At 33.4% G+C, this 21,188-nt stretch carries 18 protein-coding genes and 2 pseudogenes; 8 read left to right on the forward strand and 12 right to left on the reverse strand.

Annotation, left to right across the window (positions count from 1 at the left end; all coding sequences use genetic code 11):
- Positions 1-435 (reverse strand): exosporium leader peptide-containing protein (locus tag ABH961_RS29535; RefSeq protein ID WP_404520615.1); only part of this gene is annotated, 435 nt, incomplete at its 3' end.
- 402 nt (positions 436-837) lie between these two features.
- Here ABH961_RS29535 and ABH961_RS29540 point away from each other — a divergent pair.
- Positions 838-1,125, forward strand: a complete 288-nt coding sequence (locus tag ABH961_RS29540) for a DUF4183 domain-containing protein (RefSeq protein WP_016079318.1) — start codon at positions 838-840, stop codon at positions 1,123-1,125.
- A 638-nt stretch (positions 1,126-1,763) separates the two neighbouring features.
- Here ABH961_RS29540 and ABH961_RS29545 read toward each other — a convergent pair.
- Positions 1,764-1,934 carry a hypothetical protein gene (locus ABH961_RS29545; protein ID WP_404520616.1) on the reverse strand — a complete coding sequence of 57 codons (171 nt, stop codon included), beginning with the start codon at positions 1,932-1,934 and terminating at the stop codon, positions 1,764-1,766.
- 647 nt (positions 1,935-2,581) lie between these two features.
- On the opposite strand from ABH961_RS29545, the gene ABH961_RS29550 reads away from it, so the two are divergent.
- Positions 2,582-2,989 carry a magnetosome magnetite crystal formation protein family gene (locus tag ABH961_RS29550; protein WP_404520618.1) on the forward strand — a complete coding sequence of 136 codons (408 nt, stop codon included), beginning with the start codon at positions 2,582-2,584 and terminating at the stop codon, positions 2,987-2,989.
- A gap of 65 nt (positions 2,990-3,054) precedes the next feature.
- Here the strand turns inward: ABH961_RS29550 and ABH961_RS29555 are convergent, their stop codons facing one another.
- Positions 3,055-3,252, reverse strand: a complete 198-nt coding sequence (locus ABH961_RS29555) for a hypothetical protein (protein WP_330548270.1) — start codon at positions 3,250-3,252, stop codon at positions 3,055-3,057.
- A gap of 493 nt (positions 3,253-3,745) precedes the next feature.
- Here ABH961_RS29555 and ABH961_RS29560 point away from each other — a divergent pair, with 493 nt between their 5' ends.
- Complete coding sequence (locus ABH961_RS29560) at positions 3,746-4,840, forward strand: collagen-like repeat preface domain-containing protein (protein ID WP_404520620.1); 1,095 nt, start codon at positions 3,746-3,748, stop codon at positions 4,838-4,840.
- A 386-nt stretch (positions 4,841-5,226) separates the two neighbouring features.
- Here the strand turns inward: ABH961_RS29560 and ABH961_RS29565 are convergent, their stop codons facing one another.
- Together ABH961_RS29565 and ABH961_RS29570 are read right to left on the reverse strand one after the other, a co-directional pair.
- Positions 5,227-5,700, reverse strand: a complete 474-nt coding sequence (locus ABH961_RS29565) for a hypothetical protein (RefSeq protein ID WP_404520622.1) — start codon at positions 5,698-5,700, stop codon at positions 5,227-5,229.
- 112 nt (positions 5,701-5,812) lie between these two features.
- Positions 5,813-6,085, reverse strand: coding sequence for a hypothetical protein (locus tag ABH961_RS29570; protein ID WP_404520623.1), 273 nt, complete (start codon positions 6,083-6,085; stop codon positions 5,813-5,815).
- A gap of 277 nt (positions 6,086-6,362) precedes the next feature.
- Here ABH961_RS29570 and ABH961_RS29575 point away from each other — a divergent pair, with 277 nt between their 5' ends.
- Positions 6,363-6,623 carry a hypothetical protein gene (locus ABH961_RS29575; protein WP_330548275.1) on the forward strand — a complete coding sequence of 87 codons (261 nt, stop codon included), beginning with the start codon at positions 6,363-6,365 and terminating at the stop codon, positions 6,621-6,623.
- Between the two features lie 114 nt (positions 6,624-6,737).
- On the forward strand, positions 6,738-8,276 hold the full coding sequence (locus ABH961_RS29580; protein WP_404520625.1) for a glycosyltransferase family 2 protein: 1,539 nt from the start codon (positions 6,738-6,740) through the stop codon (positions 8,274-8,276).
- A gap of 211 nt (positions 8,277-8,487) precedes the next feature.
- Here ABH961_RS29580 and ABH961_RS29585 read toward each other — a convergent pair whose 3' ends face one another.
- The 7 genes and pseudogenes from ABH961_RS29585 to ABH961_RS29615 all read right to left on the reverse strand — a co-directional run bounded on the left by ABH961_RS29585 (position 8,488) and on the right by ABH961_RS29615 (position 18,050).
- Entirely contained in the window at positions 8,488-8,730 is a 243-nt protein-coding gene (locus tag ABH961_RS29585; RefSeq protein WP_097884297.1) for a hypothetical protein, read from the reverse strand.
- A 571-nt stretch (positions 8,731-9,301) separates the two neighbouring features.
- Positions 9,302-10,267: an NAD-dependent epimerase/dehydratase family protein gene (locus ABH961_RS29590; RefSeq protein ID WP_404520627.1), complete on the reverse strand. Its 966-nt coding sequence runs from the start codon at positions 10,265-10,267 to the stop codon at positions 9,302-9,304.
- The gene (locus ABH961_RS29595; RefSeq protein WP_404520629.1) at positions 10,264-11,505 is read right to left on the reverse strand and encodes a nucleotide sugar dehydrogenase; all 1,242 of its coding nucleotides are present in this window, start codon (positions 11,503-11,505) and stop codon (positions 10,264-10,266) included. Before ABH961_RS29595 ends, ABH961_RS29590 begins: the two co-directional genes overlap by 4 nt.
- A gap of 35 nt (positions 11,506-11,540) precedes the next feature.
- The gene (locus ABH961_RS29600) at positions 11,541-12,401 is read right to left on the reverse strand and encodes a glycosyl transferase family 2 (RefSeq protein WP_404520630.1); all 861 of its coding nucleotides are present in this window, start codon (positions 12,399-12,401) and stop codon (positions 11,541-11,543) included.
- Positions 12,402-12,463: 62 nt separating this feature from the next.
- A pseudogene (locus ABH961_RS29605) lies at positions 12,464-14,813 on the reverse strand (glycosyltransferase family 2 protein).
- A 178-nt stretch (positions 14,814-14,991) separates the two neighbouring features.
- Positions 14,992-16,509 (reverse strand): glycosyltransferase family 2 protein, encoded by a 1,518-nt coding sequence (locus tag ABH961_RS29610; protein WP_404520632.1) that lies wholly within the window; start codon positions 16,507-16,509, stop codon positions 14,992-14,994.
- Between the two features lie 14 nt (positions 16,510-16,523).
- Positions 16,524-18,050 carry a glycosyltransferase family 2 protein gene (locus tag ABH961_RS29615; RefSeq protein WP_404520633.1) on the reverse strand — a complete coding sequence of 509 codons (1,527 nt, stop codon included), beginning with the start codon at positions 18,048-18,050 and terminating at the stop codon, positions 16,524-16,526.
- Between the two features lie 500 nt (positions 18,051-18,550).
- Between ABH961_RS29615 and ABH961_RS29620 the strand changes: the two genes are divergently transcribed.
- The 3 genes and pseudogenes from ABH961_RS29620 to ABH961_RS29630 all read left to right on the forward strand — a co-directional run.
- Positions 18,551-18,979 (forward strand): GNAT family N-acetyltransferase, encoded by a 429-nt coding sequence (locus ABH961_RS29620; protein WP_000640391.1) that lies wholly within the window; start codon positions 18,551-18,553, stop codon positions 18,977-18,979.
- Positions 18,980-19,119: 140 nt separating this feature from the next.
- Positions 19,120-20,515: pseudogene (locus ABH961_RS29625) on the forward strand (IS4 family transposase).
- Between the two features lie 230 nt (positions 20,516-20,745).
- Positions 20,746-21,188 (forward strand): transposase (locus ABH961_RS29630; RefSeq protein ID WP_483862364.1); only part of this gene is annotated, 443 nt, incomplete at its 3' end.

Raw genomic sequence — 21,188 nt, forward strand, 5'->3', positions numbered from 1 at the left:
ACCCGTTGCTCCAGTTGGACCCGTTACTCCAGTTGGACCCGTTGCTCCAGTTGGACCCGTTACTCCAGTTGGACCCGTTGCTCCAGTTGGACCCGTTGCTCCAGTTGGACCCGTTACTCCAGTTGGACCCGTTGCTCCAGTTGGACCCGTTACTCCAGTTGGACCCGTTGCTCCAGTTGGACCCGTTGCTCCAGTTGGACCCGTTACTCCGGTTGGACCCGTCACTCCGGTTGGACCCGTTGCTCCAGTTGGACCCGTTGCTCCAGTTGGACCCGTTACTCCGGTTGGACCCGTCACTCCGGTTGGACCCGTTGCTCCAGTTTGGCCTGTGGTTCCAGTTGGAAAAGTAATAGATGGGAGTGGCGGGAGAGTTGGGCCTATAGTTGCGGGATCTATAAAACCTTGAGTTTCAGACAACCTTCTAAATCGATTCATATAAAAAACTCCTTCCTTTCATATTTATTAAATGTAAAATTAAAGGAATTGTTAAACCTGACTTCCTTCCTCGAACTTTATTACTTTTTCTTTTCATAAAATGAAAATTTCAGTAGACAACTTACATTTTTAAAAAATCCGAATATAATACCATACACCTAATCACTTTATAGTTTTGGTCCAAGGAGAACTTGTATACGGTGCTCTTTTGCATTATTCCCTTTACTACTACAATAAGATTTCTGTTTGAAATCAATATATCTATACATAATGAAATAAAAATAAATCTTAAGTACTAGTACTTAAGCCGTTTCTAATATTAAAGAACTTCATAGAATACAATGTAGAACAAATTTTCTAACAAATTAGTTCTAGTAAAAATAAGAAAGGGGTGAATTACAAATGGCAATAATACCACCATTTATAGCCTCCAGAAGATTTATTTCTACAATAGCTGCGGGTACAGGTACAGGTGCTACGTTTGCGATTGTTGCTACAGCTTTCACTAATGATACAGGTGGAACTTCAACATTCCCGAATTCGTTCACATATTATAATCTCTACATCAATGGCATACTTCAAGTAGGCAATACCTCAACTATTACTGTTGGTCCTTCTTCAATTACCATCCCTGGTGGAGATGCACTTGATCCAGCGACTCCAGTTACAGTCGAGTTTATTGTAACTTAATCTATTTTTGGACAGGTTTTCCTAATAAGAAAACCTGTGTTTTTCCACTAAAATGAAGTTTTTATTAGATATTTGCAACTCAATGAATAACTCGCATATATTATCATGTGCGCTACACTCCTCTCTTAGTAAGTTTTGTCTAAATAAATCTCCAATTTCTGTACATACTTTGAATACGCCAATCTATAACAATTGATTTTCCTCCAAAACAGGGCAGTTAGCTTTTGCTGATTGTTCTTTTGTTTGAAATTAAAATAGCATTTTTGTTATAAATTCTTCTTTTTTATTGTTCTATATTTCAAAGTGTAAATATAGAACAAACATATTAAAAGAAGGACTCTATATGTCAGATGAAATTTGGTCTTGCCTTGTTATATTAAAAATCGTTATATCTATTTTTGATAGAAAGCGGAAAAATAAAAAACAATAAACTAAAATTATTGGAACTGGCTGAAACGCTGAGTACATCCACTAAACGCTTCAGCTGTCCGCATTCTATTTAAATAACAATTTTGTTTAAAAACTTCACATATATTAAACACATACATACAATAATCATATTCACCTTTATATATAAATCTTGGTCATAGAGCGCCTTAAAAAGCGCTCTTTTTATTTAAATAAGGATTTTGTTAAGACTATTTTTCTCTGTATTTAATCTTCACAAATTCAGCAACTTCAATTTTCTTCTGTACTTCTTCTTTCAGATAGTGGAACATCGCATCTTCTCCACCTTGTTCTCTAACATAATGAACCCAGTTTTTATGCGAATCATCTAATTCAAGTTTTATTGTTGCCGTAACAATCATTGGAACTTCACTCCATTTCTCTCAAATAACTATTTTGTTAATAACTTTTCACGTTTTAACTGGACAAGCATATAGTATTGTATGAAGAAGACTCCACTCATCAATATCAATCTTTCTTGTCCAAGAGCATCGCTAACTGCATGCTCTTAGGTTTGTCACCATGAAAAACATTTATATAAAAGCTTTCACCTTTTGATAAGACAAGCATATATTATTGATATGGAAGCTTTTCACTTATAGGGATCTCCTTACAAAGAGCACTTTGAAAAGGTGCTCTCTTTTCACCCTTCATGAGAAAATACATATATTAATATCGGCTGCACATGTATTCAGCTTACAAATTAGGCCTTGTGAGCTGACACCTTTTAAGGAGCACATTTTAATGTGTGCTCTTTTATTTAATTTTGTTTAAACGATTATGCAAAAGAAACATAAAGTATATGGTAATCCAATACTCATAAAACCTATCTTTTTAAGAGCCTACTCATTTGTACGCTCTTTTTTTGTTTTCAACTAACGCTTTTGTTTAATTTAATACGTGTTATTTTCGATGCATTATTCTATTACAATTAATTTTCATGTTATAATTACTTACAGCACATATTTTTAATAGACACAACAAATCTCATAAATGTAGGAGGACCTTAATGATCCTAACTCAAGAAAAGAACATAAAATTAATTATGCATTTTCTTACATTATTATCTTTTTTTATTCTTATTTTCTTTAGCGTTACAATTTTTTATATACCATTGATTTTTTATTTTATATACAAATCACAAAACATTCGAAAAAATATCCTTGAAGCTGTTTTTTACCAACTATTCATTTGGATAATTACAATGATTTGGAATCTTTTTATAATAAGAATCTTAATGCTATCTTTGTCTAATTTAGACTTGGCTTCAAATAACACTTGGATTATTTTCGGGGTAGCTCCTTTATATCTAGTACTGTTTCTTTTGTTAATTTTCGGACCTATAAAAGGAATTTTATATGTGTTACAAGAAAAAGACTTTCATTATCCTATTATTTCTAAATGGATTAACAAATAAAAATACTTGTAGAAGAATTCAGAGTTTTACTGAATTCTTTTTTTAATGGACCTTTCAAAGTCTTTTTACATATTCCTCCGTTCCTTATTTTCAATAAAATTCAAATTGGATAAATATTTTAATCTAGCACCGCACACCTTAGCAGCACGCGGCAGAAAGTATCTAGCAATGTATAACGCTTCATCTTCATCTTTCGCTTTTATATCTACTGTTAGCTCACCGATCATAGGAGGGATTTCATATGTAACTACAAATTTATGCATCTTAATACCCACTCGCTTGGCGTACAAATTTTTCTTTATTCTTCTCTTTATAAGCACGAACAACATTTTTAAATTTATATCCATATAAATAGCAAACTGTGGTTACAATTACAACTAGATCTGGTCAAATTATTGGACCTGCTATATTACAACAATTCATTTCAACACTTTGTATAGTTATATTAGAGGAGGAAGGTATAATAACACCGGCATCTTCTAGTTTTATCTTCATAAGTTGTGAAGATATAGAAAGTGTTACATTAAATACTTAATAATAAAAAAGGTTCACCCCTATATAAAAATAGATACGGAGTGAGCCTTTTTTTGTAATTTATAGATGTTTGTATAGGTTCAAAAAAATTATTGATTCATTAAATATATTGTATATGTATGTATAAATTTAAAGGACGTGATAAATATGCTAAATTGCAGGAGGGGTTGCCAACCTAACTTTTGTAATTGTCCTCCAATTCAAAGACAAGATATAATTCCATTGACATCAACAGCACTGACTGATTGGACCAATATTCTTAATGGGTTCATTGTATCCATACCAGCAGTACTTACAGCACCTACACATCAAAATATAGGAGGATTAATTTCTATTCTGAGTCGATTATTAGCATTTGCAAGAACTGGATTTTTAAATCAACAACAACAAGCAGATCTTATATCTATTATTAAGAACTTAAATACTATTTTAACTATAATTCCACTTAATTTTATTGTTTTAACGACTGAATTACAAACATTAGTAAATAATTTATTATCCCTTATTAATTTATTTGTTATTGATAACACTACAAGACAGGTGCAAACACAATTAATACAAAATATTGTTTTACCTTTAGCTCAGTTAGGACCAACAGGAGCTACTGGACTACAAGGACCGACAGGGGCTACTGGATTACAAGGACCAACAGGGGCTACTGGATTACAAGGACCAACAGGGGCTACTGGACTACAAGGACCAACAGGGGCTACTGGATTACAAGGACCAACAGGGGCTACTGGATTACAAGGACCAACAGGGGCTACTGGATTACAAGGACCAACAGGGGCTACTGGATTACAAGGACCGACAGGAGCTACTGGACTACAAGGACCAACAGGGGCTACTGGATTACAAGGACCAACAGGCTCGACAGGAGGAGTATTAGATTTTGCGGATTTTTATGCGTTGATGCCCCCTGATAATGCTGCAACAGTTGCAGTCGGTGGAGACGTAGATTTTCCAAGAGACGGACCTTTTAGTGGGGCGGGGATTACACGTACTGGTGCTGATACATTTAATTTATCTGCAATCGGTAGTTATCAGGTCTTGTTTCAGGTGAGTGTGACCGAAGCGGGTCAACTAGTTTTAACTCTTAATTCCGGAGCAGGAGCTGTTGAATTAGCTTATACGGTAGTTGGTCGGGCAACTGGTACTTCTCAGATAGTAGGAATGGCTCTGGTGCAAACATCAGTCATCAATTCAATACTTACTGTACGAAATCCTGCTAGCGAATCCACAGCACTAACCATTACTCCTCTGGCTGGAGGAACAGAGTCTGTTTCAGCACATCTTGTTATTACGCGACTTAGATAAAAGCGAAAAATAGAATTGCATAGGTTGTAGGCTATAGCTATGAAGTTAAGGGAAATGTTATAAAAGTCCCTTTAAATCTTTTGAGGGAATTTTTATAGGTTTTTAGATATAGTGATTTCTTCTAAAGGAAACTATGTAAAAAAAGCTAGCATAGATCTAGTTTTTTTTGATGTTCTAGTCTCTTTATTTTTCATATTTTGAATGTAAATTAATAATAAAAAGTTTACAGTAGAACTTACAATTGAAATTCAACATACAATGCTATGAACATTTACAATATAACCTTGGTCGGTTAATAAGAAAAAAAAGAACATGTAGAAATTACTACATGTTCTTTTCGAGGCGGTTCATTTTTAAATATTCCGTCCGTATCTTCTAGACTTTTCTTAGTGTATAGTTGTGTCCTTCTGTTTCTTTCCCCTCATTTCAACAGCAAAGTTCATGATCTCTTCCAGTGTTAATTTTTCTTCTTTAATATCACCGAAAATGCCCGAACCAACATATTTCATATCATCCCACTTACAGAAAGGTTCTTCATCTTTTAAAACCATTTCTGTATGCCTTTCCCATTCACCATTAATGTTTGCCATATTGAATCGCCCTTCGTCTTGTAAAATTCTTAGTGCAAACATCTTATCTGAGTAATAAAAGTCATAAGGTGTATCCTTATTAAAATAACGCTGAAAATCGATATCATCTTCTTGTTCTGGAATATTTCTCTTTTCTGTTTCAACTTTTATATAAGAAGAAAGCGGAAAGTCCCCTAATTCATCTTCATATATATGCTCTAAAACCCAATAGTTACTATCTGAATCTCCAGGGTAGTATATAAACCATTCGTCTCTATCTGTTTTAAACACATATTCTGTGTTTGAATGAGTTTTTTTCGATATGTTTCGACTATATATTTATCGAAAAACCAATCTGTCTGATCGTAAGAAATATCAGATAAAATTATGTCATTGTCTCCATTTATAATGAAGAATTCTTCATTACCTTTTCTTTACAAGAGTAACATACCAATACTTGAAACTCTTCGTATGTCCTTAAATCCTCTTCTGCTAAAGCACCTCTAATTTCATCTTGAACTTCTTGAGGTATCTTTTCTAAACGTAACAAACCATTTAAATCACGCATTCGTACTCCATTAGGTTCTTCGGCTACTTGTATGCCATATGGCTTTAGAATTTGGGCTACCCTTTCTACTAGCGGCCAATCAATATGAAACATATATTCATAAAGCAACTTTTATCTACGGTATGCATATAGTTAAAAAAAGTGTAACCTCATTGACAATGAAAAATCTTCCCAAAATGGGGTTAAGTTCATTTGTTAGTTATCGTTATTTGGGGGGATTTGTATATATTTTCAATACAATTAAAAAAGGACACAAAAGAATTATGATGTCCTTACCAAATTTATATTTTTAAGCATCTACTAACACTGAGCTGCTTGCCAATTAGGTTTGAGATCAAATGACACTTCTAAAAGGTCAAATATTTATTCTAAAGGAGCTGGTTTTATGTTAGAAGTACTTCTATTTTTAACTTGTGTTTCTTTTCTATTGATAATAGGCGGATTCGTCCTTTTATTAAAACAATACAAAGAAATCAAAAATATAATGACAGTATTAAATGCTAAGCAAGAAGAAGGAAAAAGCGCGACGGGTAACTCTATTCCTATAAAACTTGATCTTGGTGCTCTAAATAATTTAATTGCTTCAGGGATAGCCAAAAATTCAAATTCATCCAATAACAATCAAGAATCCGAAAAAAATAAGTAACTGTTTAATTACTTCAAAGATGTAGCACACATATGCAAAACTAACCAATACTTTTTTCCTATTTTATTTGAAATCTCCATCAACAGTTACCTCATTTTAAAAAGGAGAATCGTCATGCACAAAAAGTCTATTTCGATTATTATTCCTATCCATAATGAAGTAAAAACACTAGCAAGCATTTTACAATTGTGCCTACAGCTTGAACCTTTAGAAATTATCATTGTGAAAAGCGGATATATTGATGGTTCTGTTGAAATTGCAAGGTCTTACGGTTGTAGAATCCTTACATTTGATAAACCGGTTGATCATAACGTTAGTCATGCTATAGGTGCAAAAAAAGCCAAAGGGGATAACCTGCTATTTTTAGACACTACTGTTGTTATTCCACCTTCTACATTAAAAAAATTTATTCGACCATTATTAGAAGAAAATATGGATATGGTATTAAATAATTTAAATTATATTTTTTACAAAAGACAGCGCCCTGACACAGCAACTATATGGCAGCAAATATCTAATCATTTTTTTCATCGCCCTGATTTAAACATAGATTCCTTAGCATTCTCTCCTTACGCAATGACAAAAAAAGCTGTTGAGAGAATTGATGCTGATAGTTTAGCAAATCCAATCCTAGCACAGTTAAAGGCTATTAGAAATGGGTTTAGTATTTCTCATGAGATGGAGATTGATGCAATGCCCGCAAATCACTTCAATCCACAACAAAATTTATTCCCCTCTACACCACTTTCTGTTTCTGAAAAACAAATCATTGGAAACCATATTGAAGCATTAGCAGAATGGATTAGTGATATACAACATTCACGAGCTCATTATACAGATAGAAACAGAAGGCGCGATATTGTTGAAGGATTAAAACTCAAAAAACAAAAATATATGCCGCAAATCACTACAGGTCAGGGACTACATTCTAATACTTACGGAGGAAAACAATTATCCGTTATAATTCCTGTCCAGAATGAAGAAAGAACAATTGAAGCTGTTATTCAAGAAACACGAAAATTAGAGCCTCTTGAGATTATTATTGTAGTTAATGGTGCAACAGATCATACAGAAGAAATCGCGAAAAAGTGCGGAGTAACTGTTATCACCTACCAAGAGGCGCTTGGAAATGATACAGGACGTGCTATTGGTGCATATTTTGCAAAAGGTGATATTTTATTGTTTATTGACGGTGATTTTTTGATTTCTAGCACCGATTTATTACCGTTCGTTCATTCCGTTCAAAATGGCGTAGATCTAGCTTTAAACAAATTAGAACATTTTTATATGTATCGTTTTCCTTATTCTATTGTGACAGCTTGTAAATATGCTGTTAATTTAGCATGTAATCGTAAAGATTTAGGCATGGGTTCAACAATTGCTGTCCCTCATGCTTTTAGTCGGAATTGTATTAACAAAATTGGTTTTGAGGCACTTGCCTCGCCGGTTTATAGCCAGGTTAGAACAATTATAGAAGGATTTAATGTTAAAAATGTTCATTCCGTTGGAGTAGATAAAATGAATCGTGTTCGTCCAGAAAAACATTTTTCTAAAAATGGAGAACTTCCGTTATCGACACAACAAATTATTGGCGATCATATAGAAGGAATTTCTTATCTCATCAACCAGAAAGGAAAAAGAGGCCTTTTTTAATTATTAATCTTTAATTTTTTCTTGAGACTGCTTATACATTTAACTTGATAATTGTCCCCAAATTATAAATTCAATACAAACAAATAACAAAAGTAAAAAAGACGGATTAACACCGTCTTTTTTTACTTTTGTTATACATCCTGACTATTCATTAGTATTAAATAAAGAAGAAAAAATTCTTTATTTAATACATTTCAAAGAATGTGCTATTTTAAGAAGTTTGAAAAGAAAGACTTGTTAATAAAGATGAAACACTTAAGTCATCATTTAATGTGATTGAGAAACATGCAACTAATGGTAATGTAATAACAATTGCTCCACTAGGATTTATTACAATAGTAGGACTTGTCCCACATGTTCCACCACAATTTACAGCTGCCGTCACTCCGCCTCCAGGAGTAATGGTAATCTCAAGACATACATCAAAACAAACATTATTGGTAGTACACGCCATAACTATCCCTCCTTTCTATTAACATCTACTTATAGAATATGCATTTAAAAAAGTAAGGGAACGGCATTATTCACGAGTTAAATAAAATAAGAAAAATGCTTAATAGTAACTATCTAACTATCTTTTTGTAAGACTAAACAGTTCAGATGAAAAACTCAAGTCATCATTTAATGTAATATCAATACATGCAATAAACGGTATTACATTAAAATTAGATGAACACTCATCGTTGCATCTTACAACTATTTCTGCGCCGCCATTTGGATTAATCTTAGTTTCTAAGCAAATATTGAAGCAGTTCCTACTTGTACAAGCCATTAAATCCCCTCCATTCCATTTATATCTTCATTACTAAATTATGTGGAATAACAAAGAAAGGCACGGCTATATATATACATAACTACTAACTAGTAAAATCAAAACTATTAACTAGTGGCAATAAACATCCCTAGGCGAACTAATCTCTAGTAATATATTTGCACTAAAATCTTTTAGGAAGTTACAGTAAAAAAGAGTCTCTAGTAATTCAGGACTCTTTTTTGTTTACTTTATAACTCACTAGAACAATAACCTACTTATTTTTTGTTCCACGAAACCAAGCTATAGTTTCGTTTAAGCCTCTTTCCCACGAAGTACTTGGCTGAAACTGTAAAATTTCTTTTAGTTTGGTTACATCTGGCCGACGACTTGGAATTTCTTCAAATCCATGCGGATATACTTCTTCAAAGGGAACCTGAACAATTTTTGAGGATGAATTGGTTAATTGATGAATGGTTTCTGCTACTTCTTGTACACTTTTTTCATTTTCAGAACCAATATTTAGTATTTCCCCATTTGCTTTTGCATCCATTGCGCTAATTGTTGCCTCTACCGCATCACTTACATACGTAAAGCAACGTGTTTGCGTTCCATCTCCATATACAAGAATGTCTTCACCTTGTAAAGCTGCACGAATAAAACGTGGAATTACCCCAGCATATGGACCATCTTTTGCTCTTGGGCCATATATATTAAAATAACGAACAATTGTTACAGGTAATCCCTTCAATGCATATCCTAAACAAAGGGTTTCTTCTAATGTTTTACATAATGCATAGCTCCAGCGAATTTTTGAAGTTGCTCCATACAGACGATTCCCTTCTTCTCTAAAAGGTGGTTTCGCTTTTCCGTATACTTCAGAAGTAGATGCAAAAATAACTTTCTTCTTTCCAGCCAGTGCCGCTTGTAAAATATTTCTTGTTCCATCAAAGTTTGTTTCAATCAGTTCGATACTCTTTTCCATTGTGGTCTTTACACCTAAAATTGCTGCCAAATGAAACACAACATCATGTTTTTGAACCAATTCATATATTGTATCCTTTTCTAAAACACTTATTGGAATGATAGGGATACAATCCAATAAACTCTTATGATAACTACTTTTTCCTTTATAAAAATTATCTACAATTGTTACTAGATAACCCCTTTTGACCAGTTCTTCTGCCAAATGTGATCCAATAAATCCAGCCCCACCTGTAATTAAACAACGCTTGCTCATGCACTCACCTTCTTTATGACACCACGTGTGTCTACAATATGATTTGCTTGCTTAATAAGCTGCCAGTCAATGTTTGAATGGTCTGTTAAAATAAGTGTACATCCCACCTGTTTCAATATGGATTCTTCTAAAACAATTGATTCATAGACTGTATCTCCAATTTTTGCAGAAGAAATAAACGGATCATAATATTGCACTACATATCCAGAATCCACCAACAACTGTATGATAGGAATAGCTGGTGATTCACGCATGTCATTTACATCCTTCTTATAGGCAATACCAATAACCAAAATACTTGCAGGAGACTGTACGACTTCCTTCACTTGATTTACTACCTCTTGTGGCATTCTTGCATTAATTTGATGAGCTACTTCTATTAATTCACTAGTCAGACCATACTCATTTACTTTCCACTGGAAATATAAAGGGTCTACTGGAATGCAATGTCCACCGATTCCTGGTCCTGGCCAATATGGCATAAAACCAAAAGGCTTAGTGGCCGCTGCTTCTATTGCTTCACGAAAATCTATGTTTAATCTTTTACACAAAGTATTTAATTCATTCACAAGAGAAATATTAACTAAACGCTGAATATTTTCAAAGAGCTTACACATTTCAGCTACTTTTGGTGAACTAACTGGTACAACTTTATCAAATACAGATGCATATAATGCTAAAACTTTTTGTTTACATTTCTCTGTTTGACCACTTACTACTTTTGGAATAGACTGAACTGTATATTGATCATTTGAGGGATCAATGCGCTCTGGGGAATACCCAATATAGTAATCTCCCCCCGCTTTCTTTCCAAATTTCGATATAATAGGAATCACTATTTCTTCTAAAGTTCCTGGATAAGTGGAGCTCTCAAAAATGAAGGTTTGTCCTGTTTGGAGATTCTGCTGAATATAGTTTGATGCAGAAATAAGTGCACTTAAATTGGGTTCTTTTTTTTGATTGATGGGGGTTGGGACGGTGACAATAACATAATTGCTTTTCTTAAACTCTTTAACACCATTCGTAGGTGTATACACAATCAATTTGTTATCTTGTAATAGTTGTCGTAAAACTTCTGAAGAAACATCTGGAATATAACTCTCACCTTTAGAAATCATTTTTATTTTTTCCTCATCCTGATCTAGTCCAATTACTTTATAGCCCTGTTTAGCAAAATGAACTGCTAAAGGAAGACCTACATAACCTAAACCAATAACTGTTACGATACAATTTCTCATTTTATTCTATTCTTCCTTTCTAAGCTGTTATATTATTATCTTTTTTCTTTCTCTATGATAAGACCATCATTTTTACGCTTTAGTAGGTTTATATAATACATAATTTTATTTTTCTCTAATGGAATATGCCCTAAATGTTTATCAAAATATAAATCTACTTTAACTTGGTTTATCATGCAATTTTCATTTATCTGTTGCAGTCCTGTGATAAAAGGCTCTAAATGATTTTTCATATCAAATTCGGCGGCTATATTTTGCAAATAATAAATATGAGGTACATATTTTATTTTGTTATAAAATGCAATAACATTAATTCTCTCTGCAAACAATTTTTCTATCTCTTCAATAGATAGATTGGGGTATGAGAGATTAAAAGCTTGATTAATAGACTCTGTATACCAATTTGTTAAAATCGTTTGAGGATTATTAACTAAAGCTAAGGATCCTTTTATATATCCAGCTAATATTAGAGACATAAAGCCCCCACCTGAACTTCCATAAAATAATACATTTTCCTTTGTTACATGTATCTTATTTATTATTTTTTCTAAAATTATAGCTATCTCATTTAAATAATATCTATCTATCGTTCCTTGCCCCCAACCCAAATTGATTTCGCCTAAATAAAGAGTGGGATCATTATAGAAAATTAAAGTATCTTCAAAGTCCTCCATCCAGGTATATCTTTGGAAAATGGGAGGCTGTTGATTTTCACTTGCGCCTGAACCTAAGATAATGACATTTGGTGATTCTGGCTTGATACGAATAATAAATTCATAGTTTACTCCATTCCATTCAATTTTTAGTAGAAAAGGTTCTGTCATAATAAAATAAATTTCCTTAAGCTGCTCATATGAAATATTTACCTTTTTCAACTGATTAATCGACTTAATCAACTCCTTACCTTTTCGTTATTTTTATAAAAAGACGAAGTGAGGTATAACTCTTTCCTACTCATTTACTCCTCATCTTTTTTCACTTTAATGTTAGGAAAAAAATTTTTAAATTCACTCTGTTTTAATAAATACGAAAGGCCTTCTAAGTGATCACCTGTAATTCGTAATACGGCTGGTGGGTGTCCTATTGATGCGAAATGTTCACTTGGCCGAATACGGTTTGGTTTCATCACATCTACATAATGAACACATTCTACTTTATAACCTTGTAATATTGCCTTTACTTGTGCAAGGCATGATGTGAAAAGTGTATCCCAGCCAATTCCATCTAAACACTTTCTACTAATAGCATGAGGAACGGCAACGAGAGATCCAACACCTAGGTCTCTACGATTACAAGCTATGTTTAACATATATTTATATACATTTACAATGTACAGAGGGAATCTGAGGTTTAAATTCAAATCATTTAAGGCCATGTCGGTTCCATCAGCTACAGCTTGCGTTAGCGGATGAAGATCTTTCGCCGGAATTGAAAAATCAGCATCAATAAACAGAAGAATATCACCAGTGGCCTCTAAAGCACCAATTGCACGTCCAACATCGTGTCCTAACGCTTCTTCATAGACAATAACCGTAGCTCCTAATTGTTTAGCAATCATTTCTGTACAATCAGTTGAACCGTTAATAACTACAATGATTTCCTTAGGCTCAATTTTTCTAGCTTCACGAATGACTTGTTCAATCGTTGATTCTTCGTTTTGTGCTGGGATAATGACTGATAACTGTTTTCCATTGTAGATAGAAGAATGCATCCCCCATCCTTTTTGAAAAAGAGAGAAGTTTTTTTCCTTTTTCAACTGCTCTATAATTTCTCTTTTTCTTCCTCCATCTGTATATCCACCCCTTGTTCCTTTTTTCTGCAGCCATTCTGACATTACTTGTAAGTGGTTTTCAATGTCATATATTTCTATTTTTGTTAGTTTATTTTTATAGAAAGTTTGTTTGTTTGAGGGGGCATGATTTAAAGATTTCATGATTATGGAGGAAGAACTACTAATACGCCATCCTTTTTCTACGAGTCTTATTTGAGCAAGAATAGGATTCATAAAAATCTCATACCCTATATCTTCTATTGCTTCCTTTGTGATTGCATTTGGCATAGATAACATAGAATCAATCTTTAAGTTCGTACGTTCTATTACATCATTTAACACTTGTCTATATAATCCAGATACATCTGGCCAGTTCATTTTCATACTTTCAAAAAGTAAAGAATCCATATTATTTACAATTACGTCCGTTTCGTTATTCAGTATAGGTTTTAGAAATTGTTCCAGCTGTATTGAAAAAATAACAGCATTTCCGTGCAGAAACAGCAAAACATCCCCCTTGGCAGCTTTCGCTCCAGTAACACGTGCTTTATTGTTGTCTTTTTCTTCTAACACAATTACATTGCGTCCAACCACTTTTGTAAAACTTTTGTCTATCTCTTCCTTATCATTTGTCACGATAATTATCTCAAGCGGCTGCAAATAACTAACTTTTTCTAATACATGATTTAATGTTTCTCCCCCTTCTTCAAGTGGAATAATAACTGATAATTTCATCTCTCCCTGCACTCCTCTCGTGTTTTTATTAGGTTTTACTTGATTGATATAATAAATGGTTTCATTTTTTCCAACGGCTGCATGTCCTGCTTTTTGATCATAATATAAATCTATTTTAATTTAATTCACATCATAATCCGCATCTATCTTTTCTAATCCAGAAATGAATGGTAATAAATGATTTTGCACATCAAATTCACATGCAACATTTTGTAAAAAGTAAATGTTCGGTATATATTTTATGCTATTATAAAACTCTAAAACGTTAATTCGATCACCGAACTTTTTTCAATATCTTCTCTTAATAAGCCTGGATAGGACAGATTAAATACTTGGTTTACTGGTACAGGGATCCACTTTGTTAGAATTGTTTGTGGGTTATTAACCAGAGCTGTGGAACCTTTCACAAAACCTGCCAATATTAAAGACATAAACCCTCCCCCAGAACTGCCATAAAATAATACATTTTTATGGTCAACATGTAACTTCGCGAGGATTTTCATTAAAATCATTGAAATGTCTTTTAAATAAAATCTGTCCTGCGTCCCTTGTCCCCAACCTAGAGATATTTCTCCAAGATACAAGGTAGGATCATTATAATAAATAACGGTATCTTCAAATTCTCCCATCCAAGAATGTCTATGAAAGATGGGGGGCCAATTGGCTGTTCTTGAAATCCGCCTGCCCCAGAACCAAAAATAAGAACATTAGAAGCATTTGTCTTGATTCGAATTAAAAACTCATAGTGTACTTCATCCCACTCAACATCAAGTATAAAAGGATCTAACATATTAAATTGTATTTGATCCAATTGTTCATAGGAGATTTTTATTTTCTTATACTGATCGAGCAATTTAATCTACCTTTCCAAATGATATTTAATATATAAATTTCTTTTGCTACACAATATTTTTTGTTTTCATTTATTAAATATATTGGAGATGTATCTTCACGAATCATTTGCCATTCAACTTACAGCCTTACTCTACTCTGGATTGAAATAAATATGAAAAACCTTCTAGGTGATCACCTAAAATAAGTGATGTAGTTGGCGAATATCCTTTTGCTACAACATTTTGGTTTGGACGAATTCGATTCGTTTTTATTACATCTGCATAATGAACACAACTTATTTTATGGCCATTTAATGCAGCTTTCACTTGTACAACACTTGGGCATATTAACGCATCCCAGCCAACATCATTGAGAAATTCTCTACTTATTGCATGCGGAATCGCTGTAAATGAACCTATACCTAAATCTTTTCTATCACATGCTAGATTTAAAGCATATTTGAATAAAGTAACAATATGAAGAGGGACATAGCGGGATAAATAAGGGGTTAAATCATTCAAAGCAACGTCGAATCCATCTGCAATTGCTTGAGAGAATGGATGTAAGTCTTTTGCAGGAAGCATAATATCTCCATCCAAAAATAAAAGAATATCACCTTTTGCACTCTTTGCACCGATTGCTCTCCCCACATCATGCCCCAACGCGTCTTTATACACAATAACTGTAGCACCCAGTTTCTTAGCAATATTTGCAGTATTATCGGTGGAACCATTTACAATTACAATAATCTCTAAAGGCTCAATTTTTCTGGCTTCACGAATAACTTGTTCAATTGTTGCTTCTTCATTTTGTGCTGGTATAATGACAGACAACTGTTTTCCATTGTATATTAGCGATTTCATCCCCCACCCTTTTTGAGAAAAGGGAATGTGTTTATTTTCTTTGAGTATTTTTATATACTCTCGATTTCTTATACCATCTGTATACATACCTCTTGTCCCGTTTTTCTTTAACCATTCTGCCAACGCATCCAAATGCTTGTTCATAATTTGGCTTTCATAAACTGACAATGATTTTTTATTGAGATCTTGATCTTTTAGACAAAATTCTTTAGATAATGTTGTATCTATAGAATAATGAAAGCTAAAACGCTGATTTTTTTCAATGAGCCTCATATGAGCTAGAACAGGATTTACTAGACTTTCTAAATTGATTTTTTTCAAAGCATCTTTGGTAATCGCATGAGGTAAAGAAAGAATTGAATTGATATGAAACTCTTTTTTTCCTAATATCTCGTTTACCATTTGTCTCCAAACCGTATTTGAGTCTGGCCATTGCTTTTGTTGCCTTTCAAGGAAAAAAGATTGTAAATTATTCAGGACCACATCGGATGTACCTTCTAAAGTAGGTTGAACGAATTTTTTTAGTTCTAAAGGCGGAATAACTGTATTTGCATCTAAGAACAATAAGACGTCTCCTTTTGCTTCTTTTGCCCCTACGACACGTGCTGCATAATAATCTTCTTGATTGTATAAAATATATTTGCACCCAAATTCATTTGCAACATTTTGATTTTTCTCCAGATTCTCGTTGATTACAACAAGAATCTCATAAGGAAATAGATTGGCAATGGATTGAATAACATCCGCTAACAAATTCATTTCCTGTTCAACTAATATAATGGCAGAAAGTAATTTCTTCATATTTTTATTTCCCCTTACTCCCTCATATCTAGGTCACCATGCAAGTCCAAATGTTTTATTAAGTAAGACAATGCCTCAAGATGATCACCCATTATTCGTAATACCGCTGGTGGATGGCCTTTATGATTGATATGCTCATTTGAACGAATCCGATTTGGTTTTACAACATCTACATAATGTATACACTCTACTCTGTATCCTTGTATTATAGCTTTGACTTGTGCAAGACTAGGGCATAATAAACTTTCCCATCCTATTCCTTCTATGCAAGACCTACTGATAGCATGTGGAATAGCTACTAAAGATCCATTACTTAATTCAGGACGATTATAAGCCAAATTCAACATGTACTTTACGATATCAACAATGTAAAAAGGAGGATTTAGACTTGGGCTTAAATTATTTAGTGCTATATCCATTCCATCAGCAACGGCCTGCGTATATCGATGTAAATCACTAGCCGGAATGCTAAAATCACCATCTATAAATAAGAGAATATCCCCTGTAGCTTCAAGGGCGCCGATCGCACGACCAACATTATGACCAAGACGCTCAGCGTATTCAATAACAGTTGCCCCAAGACTAGAAGCAATAGCTGCTGTTTGATCATCCGAACCGTTCACTACAACTAAGATTTCATATGGTTCAATTTTTCTGGCTTCACGAATAACTTGTTCAATTGTTGCTTCTTCATTTTGTGCTGGTATAATGACGGAGAGCTGTTTCCCATCGTATATAGAAGATTTCATTCCCCATCCTTTTTGATACGAGGGGAAATGTTTATAGTGACTTAATTGCTCAATGATATCTCTTCTCTTACCCCAATCCGTAAAACCGCCCCTTGTACCATACTTTTTTAACCATTTAGATAATACAACCAAATAATTTTTTATTTTAAGCTTCTCTGCATCAGTTAATTTCTCTTTAAATAGATACCTGTCCTCTTGCAGCAATTCATCATTAGATAACATATTTATTGAATAACGATGACTAATACGCCACCCTTGGTCCACTAGCATCGTATGTGAAAGAATTGGTTTTTTGAGGATCTCATAACCAATACCAACCACAACCTCTTTTGTAAGTGCGTATGGCATTGAGAGCAGCGAGTTTCCCTTTAAATCAGATCGATGTAAAATTTCATTTAACATTTTTCTCCATACTATATCTAAATTATGACATTTATCCACATCAATAATTCCATTTAAATCATTTAAAATAACATCGGTTTGATTTATAAGAATCGCTTCAAGAAATTCTCTTATTTGAGCTGCAGGAACAGAAAAATTCCCGTCTAAAAATAATAGGACATCCCCTCTTGCCGCTTTTAACGCCGCCACATATCCAGAGTGATTTCCAATATGTCTATCTTCGAAAAAAATACGACATTTATGTTTCTTTGCTATTGTGTATAATTCACTTTTAGAATTGCGTAACAAAATGATAATTTCTATCGGATCAAGCTGCCAAGCAGATATGATTAATTCTTCTAGTATATTTTCCTGAGTGCTATATGGAATAATAATAGTCAAAGATTTCATTAAAGTTTACCTTCTTTACATTTTATTCAATCTTTCATATAAATATCTAGGTTTTATATTAAAATTTCGCAACCCAATTTTGTAATGCACAATAAACATACATAATATGATGTACGGAGTTATATACATGTATTAATTAAAATTAGCAAAGGATATTTTTCCTATTACCTATTTAATTAATATATACAATTAAGAGTTACATTGTGTAAAAATTGACGTCCATTTTAAAATCAAAAAACAAAAAGAGTCCTAATTACTTAGGACTCTTTTTGTTTTTAGGGGTACAGCCACATCCCTATCAAGTTAAAAAAACAAAATACCCCCTAAAATGAAAAAATACTGTAAAATAATAATAAGATTTGATATTATAATCAAATTATCTAAATGTTTATTTGGAGGTTTTATTAATGAACATTTTAAGTTCGTGGTTATATAACATGAAAATCATAAAATACTTATTGGGAAGGAGTTGATAATTTAAAACTAAAGGAGAGATATTAATGATATATAGAAAAGCAAATCAGAAAGATTATGATACAATTTTGAATATATGGGAAGAGTCGGTTTTAGCTACTCATCATTTTTTAAGAGATACTGATAGAGAAGAGTTTAAAAAAGAAATACCCTCATATTTCCCACATCTTAATGTCCAGTTATGGTATGAGAAAGAGGATTTAATTGGCTTTTCTGCTATAAATAAACAACACTTAGAAATGTTATTCTTAAAACCTAATAAAATAGGTAAAGGATACGGTAAAGCTATTATTAATTCTTTAATTAAAGACTTTGATATTACAACAGTTGATGTAAATAAAGACAATAAGAGTGCAACTAAATTCTATATTAATAATGGCTTTTTTATAGTAAGTGAAACGGAAACAGATTCTTCTGGACGTCCATACCCTATACTAGAGCTAAAGTTAAAATAAGGTAAAGGTGGAAATCCTCCCTTACCTTTGATTTTTGCACTAAACTGCGCGTTAGTCCAATAAGAATTAAACAACTTTATTGTCACTTAACAAATACGCTATTCTTTTCGTAGAATCATAGGAAAGGATGGCGTTTTTGTATGTCTATTTCTATATCTGATGAATTACAATTATTTGCTCAAGAAATTCAAAGGTTTTTATCTCCAAACGCCTTACAGAATCTTGCTAGGGATGTTGGATTTGTTCAGCGATTGAGTAAGTACCAAGCAAAGGATTTAATCGCTTTATGTGTGTGGATGAGCCAAAAAGTTGCTACGACTTCTTTAACTCAGCTATCTAACTGTTTAGAAGCATCAACGATTTAATCAGGAAGCTGTTCATTTTTTACAACAGATATTAGCCAAACTACTAAACCAAAAATTAGCTTCCTCTGTATCGTTTTCTTCTCCCTATACTTCTGTTTTCAAACGTATTCGTATTTTAGATTCAACTGCATTTCAACTACCTAATTCCTTTTCAAGCGTTTATCCAGGTGCTGGAGGATGCAGCCATACAGCGGGATTAAAAATTCAATTGGAGTATGATCTATTAAGTGGACAGTTTTTACATATTCATACAGGTCCAGGAAAACAACATGATCGAACCTATGGTTCTCTGTGTGTTCCAACCGTGAAAGAAAATGATTTGTGTATTCGGGATTTAGGCTATTTTCATCTGAAAGATCTTCAACATATACAAGATAAAAAGGCTTACTATATCTCTCGTATTAAATCAAATACACGTATTTATCAAAAAAATCCTAATCCTGATTATTATCAAAATGGAAAACTAAAGAAGAAAACAGAATATAAACAGATAGATATGGAAGCATTAATGAATTCTCTTCAACCAGGGCAAACATACGAAATATCTGATGCTTATGTAGGAATGATTGATAAAGTGCCAGCTCGTGTAATTGTTCATCGACTTACAGAAGAACAGCAACGAAAACGATTACAAGATCAGGCTGTAAGAGAAAAAAAGAAGGGAACGAAGTATTCTGCTCGTAGTAAACGACTTAGCGGTATCAATGTATATATGACAAATACCCCTTCAAATATTATCCCGATGGGACAAGTACATGATTGGTATTCTTTACGTTGGCAAATCGAGATTTTATTTAAAACATGGAAATCATTCTTTCATATTCATCATTGTAAGAAGATAAAACGAGAACGATTGGAATGCCATTTGTATGGGCAATTGATTGCCATTCTACTCTGTTCTTCTACCATGTTTCAAATGCGGCAATTACTTCTTATAAAAAAGAAGCGAGAACTGAGTGAATATAAGGCCATATATATGATCAAAGATTACTTTCTTCTTCTTTTCCAAGCTATACAGAAAGACACCCAAGAGCTATCAAAGATTCTAATTCGCCTGTTCAACCTCCTACAGCAAAATGGGCGAAAATCTCATCGATACAGGAAGAAAACAGTCTTTGATATATTAGGTGTCGTTTATAATTGTACCATGTCTGATAATCAAGCGGCTTAATTAAAAAAATGAAACCCGTTAGGGTTTATTTCGTATGCAAATCTTTAAATTCCCTACACGTATCCTTTAGAAAAAGAAGCAATCTCTACTATGATTGACGTTGTATGAGCTTAGCTTGATAGTGATGTGGTGCTACCCCATCGCTATCAAGCTAATAAAAAGAAATGCCCCCTAGAATGAAAAAATACGCTATTCTTTCTGTAGAATCATAGGAAAGGATGGCGTTTTTTATGTCTGTTTCTGTGTCTGACGAATTACAACTATTTGCTCAAGAGATTCAAAGTTTTTTATCTCCAAATACCTTACGGGATCTTGCTAGAGATGTTGGTTTTGTACAACGAACCAGTAAGTACCAAGCAAAAGATTTAGTCGCTTTATGTGTATGGGTGAGCCAAAATGTAGCTATGACTTCTTTAACTCAGTTATCTAGCTGTTTAGAAGCATCAACAGCAGTGCTTATCAGTCCTGAAGGACTGAATCAACGATTTAATAAGGCGGCCGTCCAACTTTTACAACACATACTAGCTGAACTACTAAACCAAAAACTGATCTCATCTATGCCGATTTCTTCTCCATATACTTCTGTTTTCAAGCGTATTCGTATTTTAGATTCAACTGCATTTCAACTCCCGGATGTATTTTCATCGGTTTATCCAGGTGCAGGAGGATGCAG

The sequence above is a fragment of the Bacillus sp. RC251 genome (assembly GCF_044908765.1).
Classification (GTDB): domain Bacteria; phylum Bacillota; class Bacilli; order Bacillales; family Bacillaceae_G; genus Bacillus_A; species Bacillus_A wiedmannii.

What these genes read in the sequence shown, in the direction of transcription:
- ABH961_RS29610 (WP_404520632.1), bottom strand. Translation starts at nt 16,509, where the DNA reads ATGAAGAAATTACTTTCTGCCATTATATTAGTTGAACAGGAAATGAAT.
- ABH961_RS29550 (WP_404520618.1), top strand. Translation starts at nt 2,582, where the DNA reads ATGATCCTAACTCAAGAAAAGAACATAAAATTAATTATGCATTTTCTT.
- ABH961_RS29585 (WP_097884297.1), bottom strand. Translation starts at nt 8,730, where the DNA reads ATGGCGTGTACTACCAATAATGTTTGTTTTGATGTATGTCTTGAGATT.
- ABH961_RS29540 (WP_016079318.1), top strand. Translation starts at nt 838, where the DNA reads ATGGCAATAATACCACCATTTATAGCCTCCAGAAGATTTATTTCTACA.
- ABH961_RS29615 (WP_404520633.1), bottom strand. Translation starts at nt 18,050, where the DNA reads ATGAAATCTTTGACTATTATTATTCCATATAGCACTCAGGAAAATATA.
- ABH961_RS29590 (WP_404520627.1), bottom strand. Translation starts at nt 10,267, where the DNA reads ATGAGCAAGCGTTGTTTAATTACAGGTGGGGCTGGATTTATTGGATCA.
- ABH961_RS29620 (WP_000640391.1), top strand. Translation starts at nt 18,551, where the DNA reads ATGATATATAGAAAAGCAAATCAGAAAGATTATGATACAATTTTGAAT.
- ABH961_RS29580 (WP_404520625.1), top strand. Translation starts at nt 6,738, where the DNA reads ATGCACAAAAAGTCTATTTCGATTATTATTCCTATCCATAATGAAGTA.
- ABH961_RS29555 (WP_330548270.1), bottom strand. Translation starts at nt 3,252, where the DNA reads ATGCATAAATTTGTAGTTACATATGAAATCCCTCCTATGATCGGTGAG.
- ABH961_RS29545 (WP_404520616.1), bottom strand. Translation starts at nt 1,934, where the DNA reads ATGATTGTTACGGCAACAATAAAACTTGAATTAGATGATTCGCATAAA.
- ABH961_RS29595 (WP_404520629.1), bottom strand. Translation starts at nt 11,505, where the DNA reads ATGAGAAATTGTATCGTAACAGTTATTGGTTTAGGTTATGTAGGTCTT.
- ABH961_RS29575 (WP_330548275.1), top strand. Translation starts at nt 6,363, where the DNA reads ATGTTAGAAGTACTTCTATTTTTAACTTGTGTTTCTTTTCTATTGATA.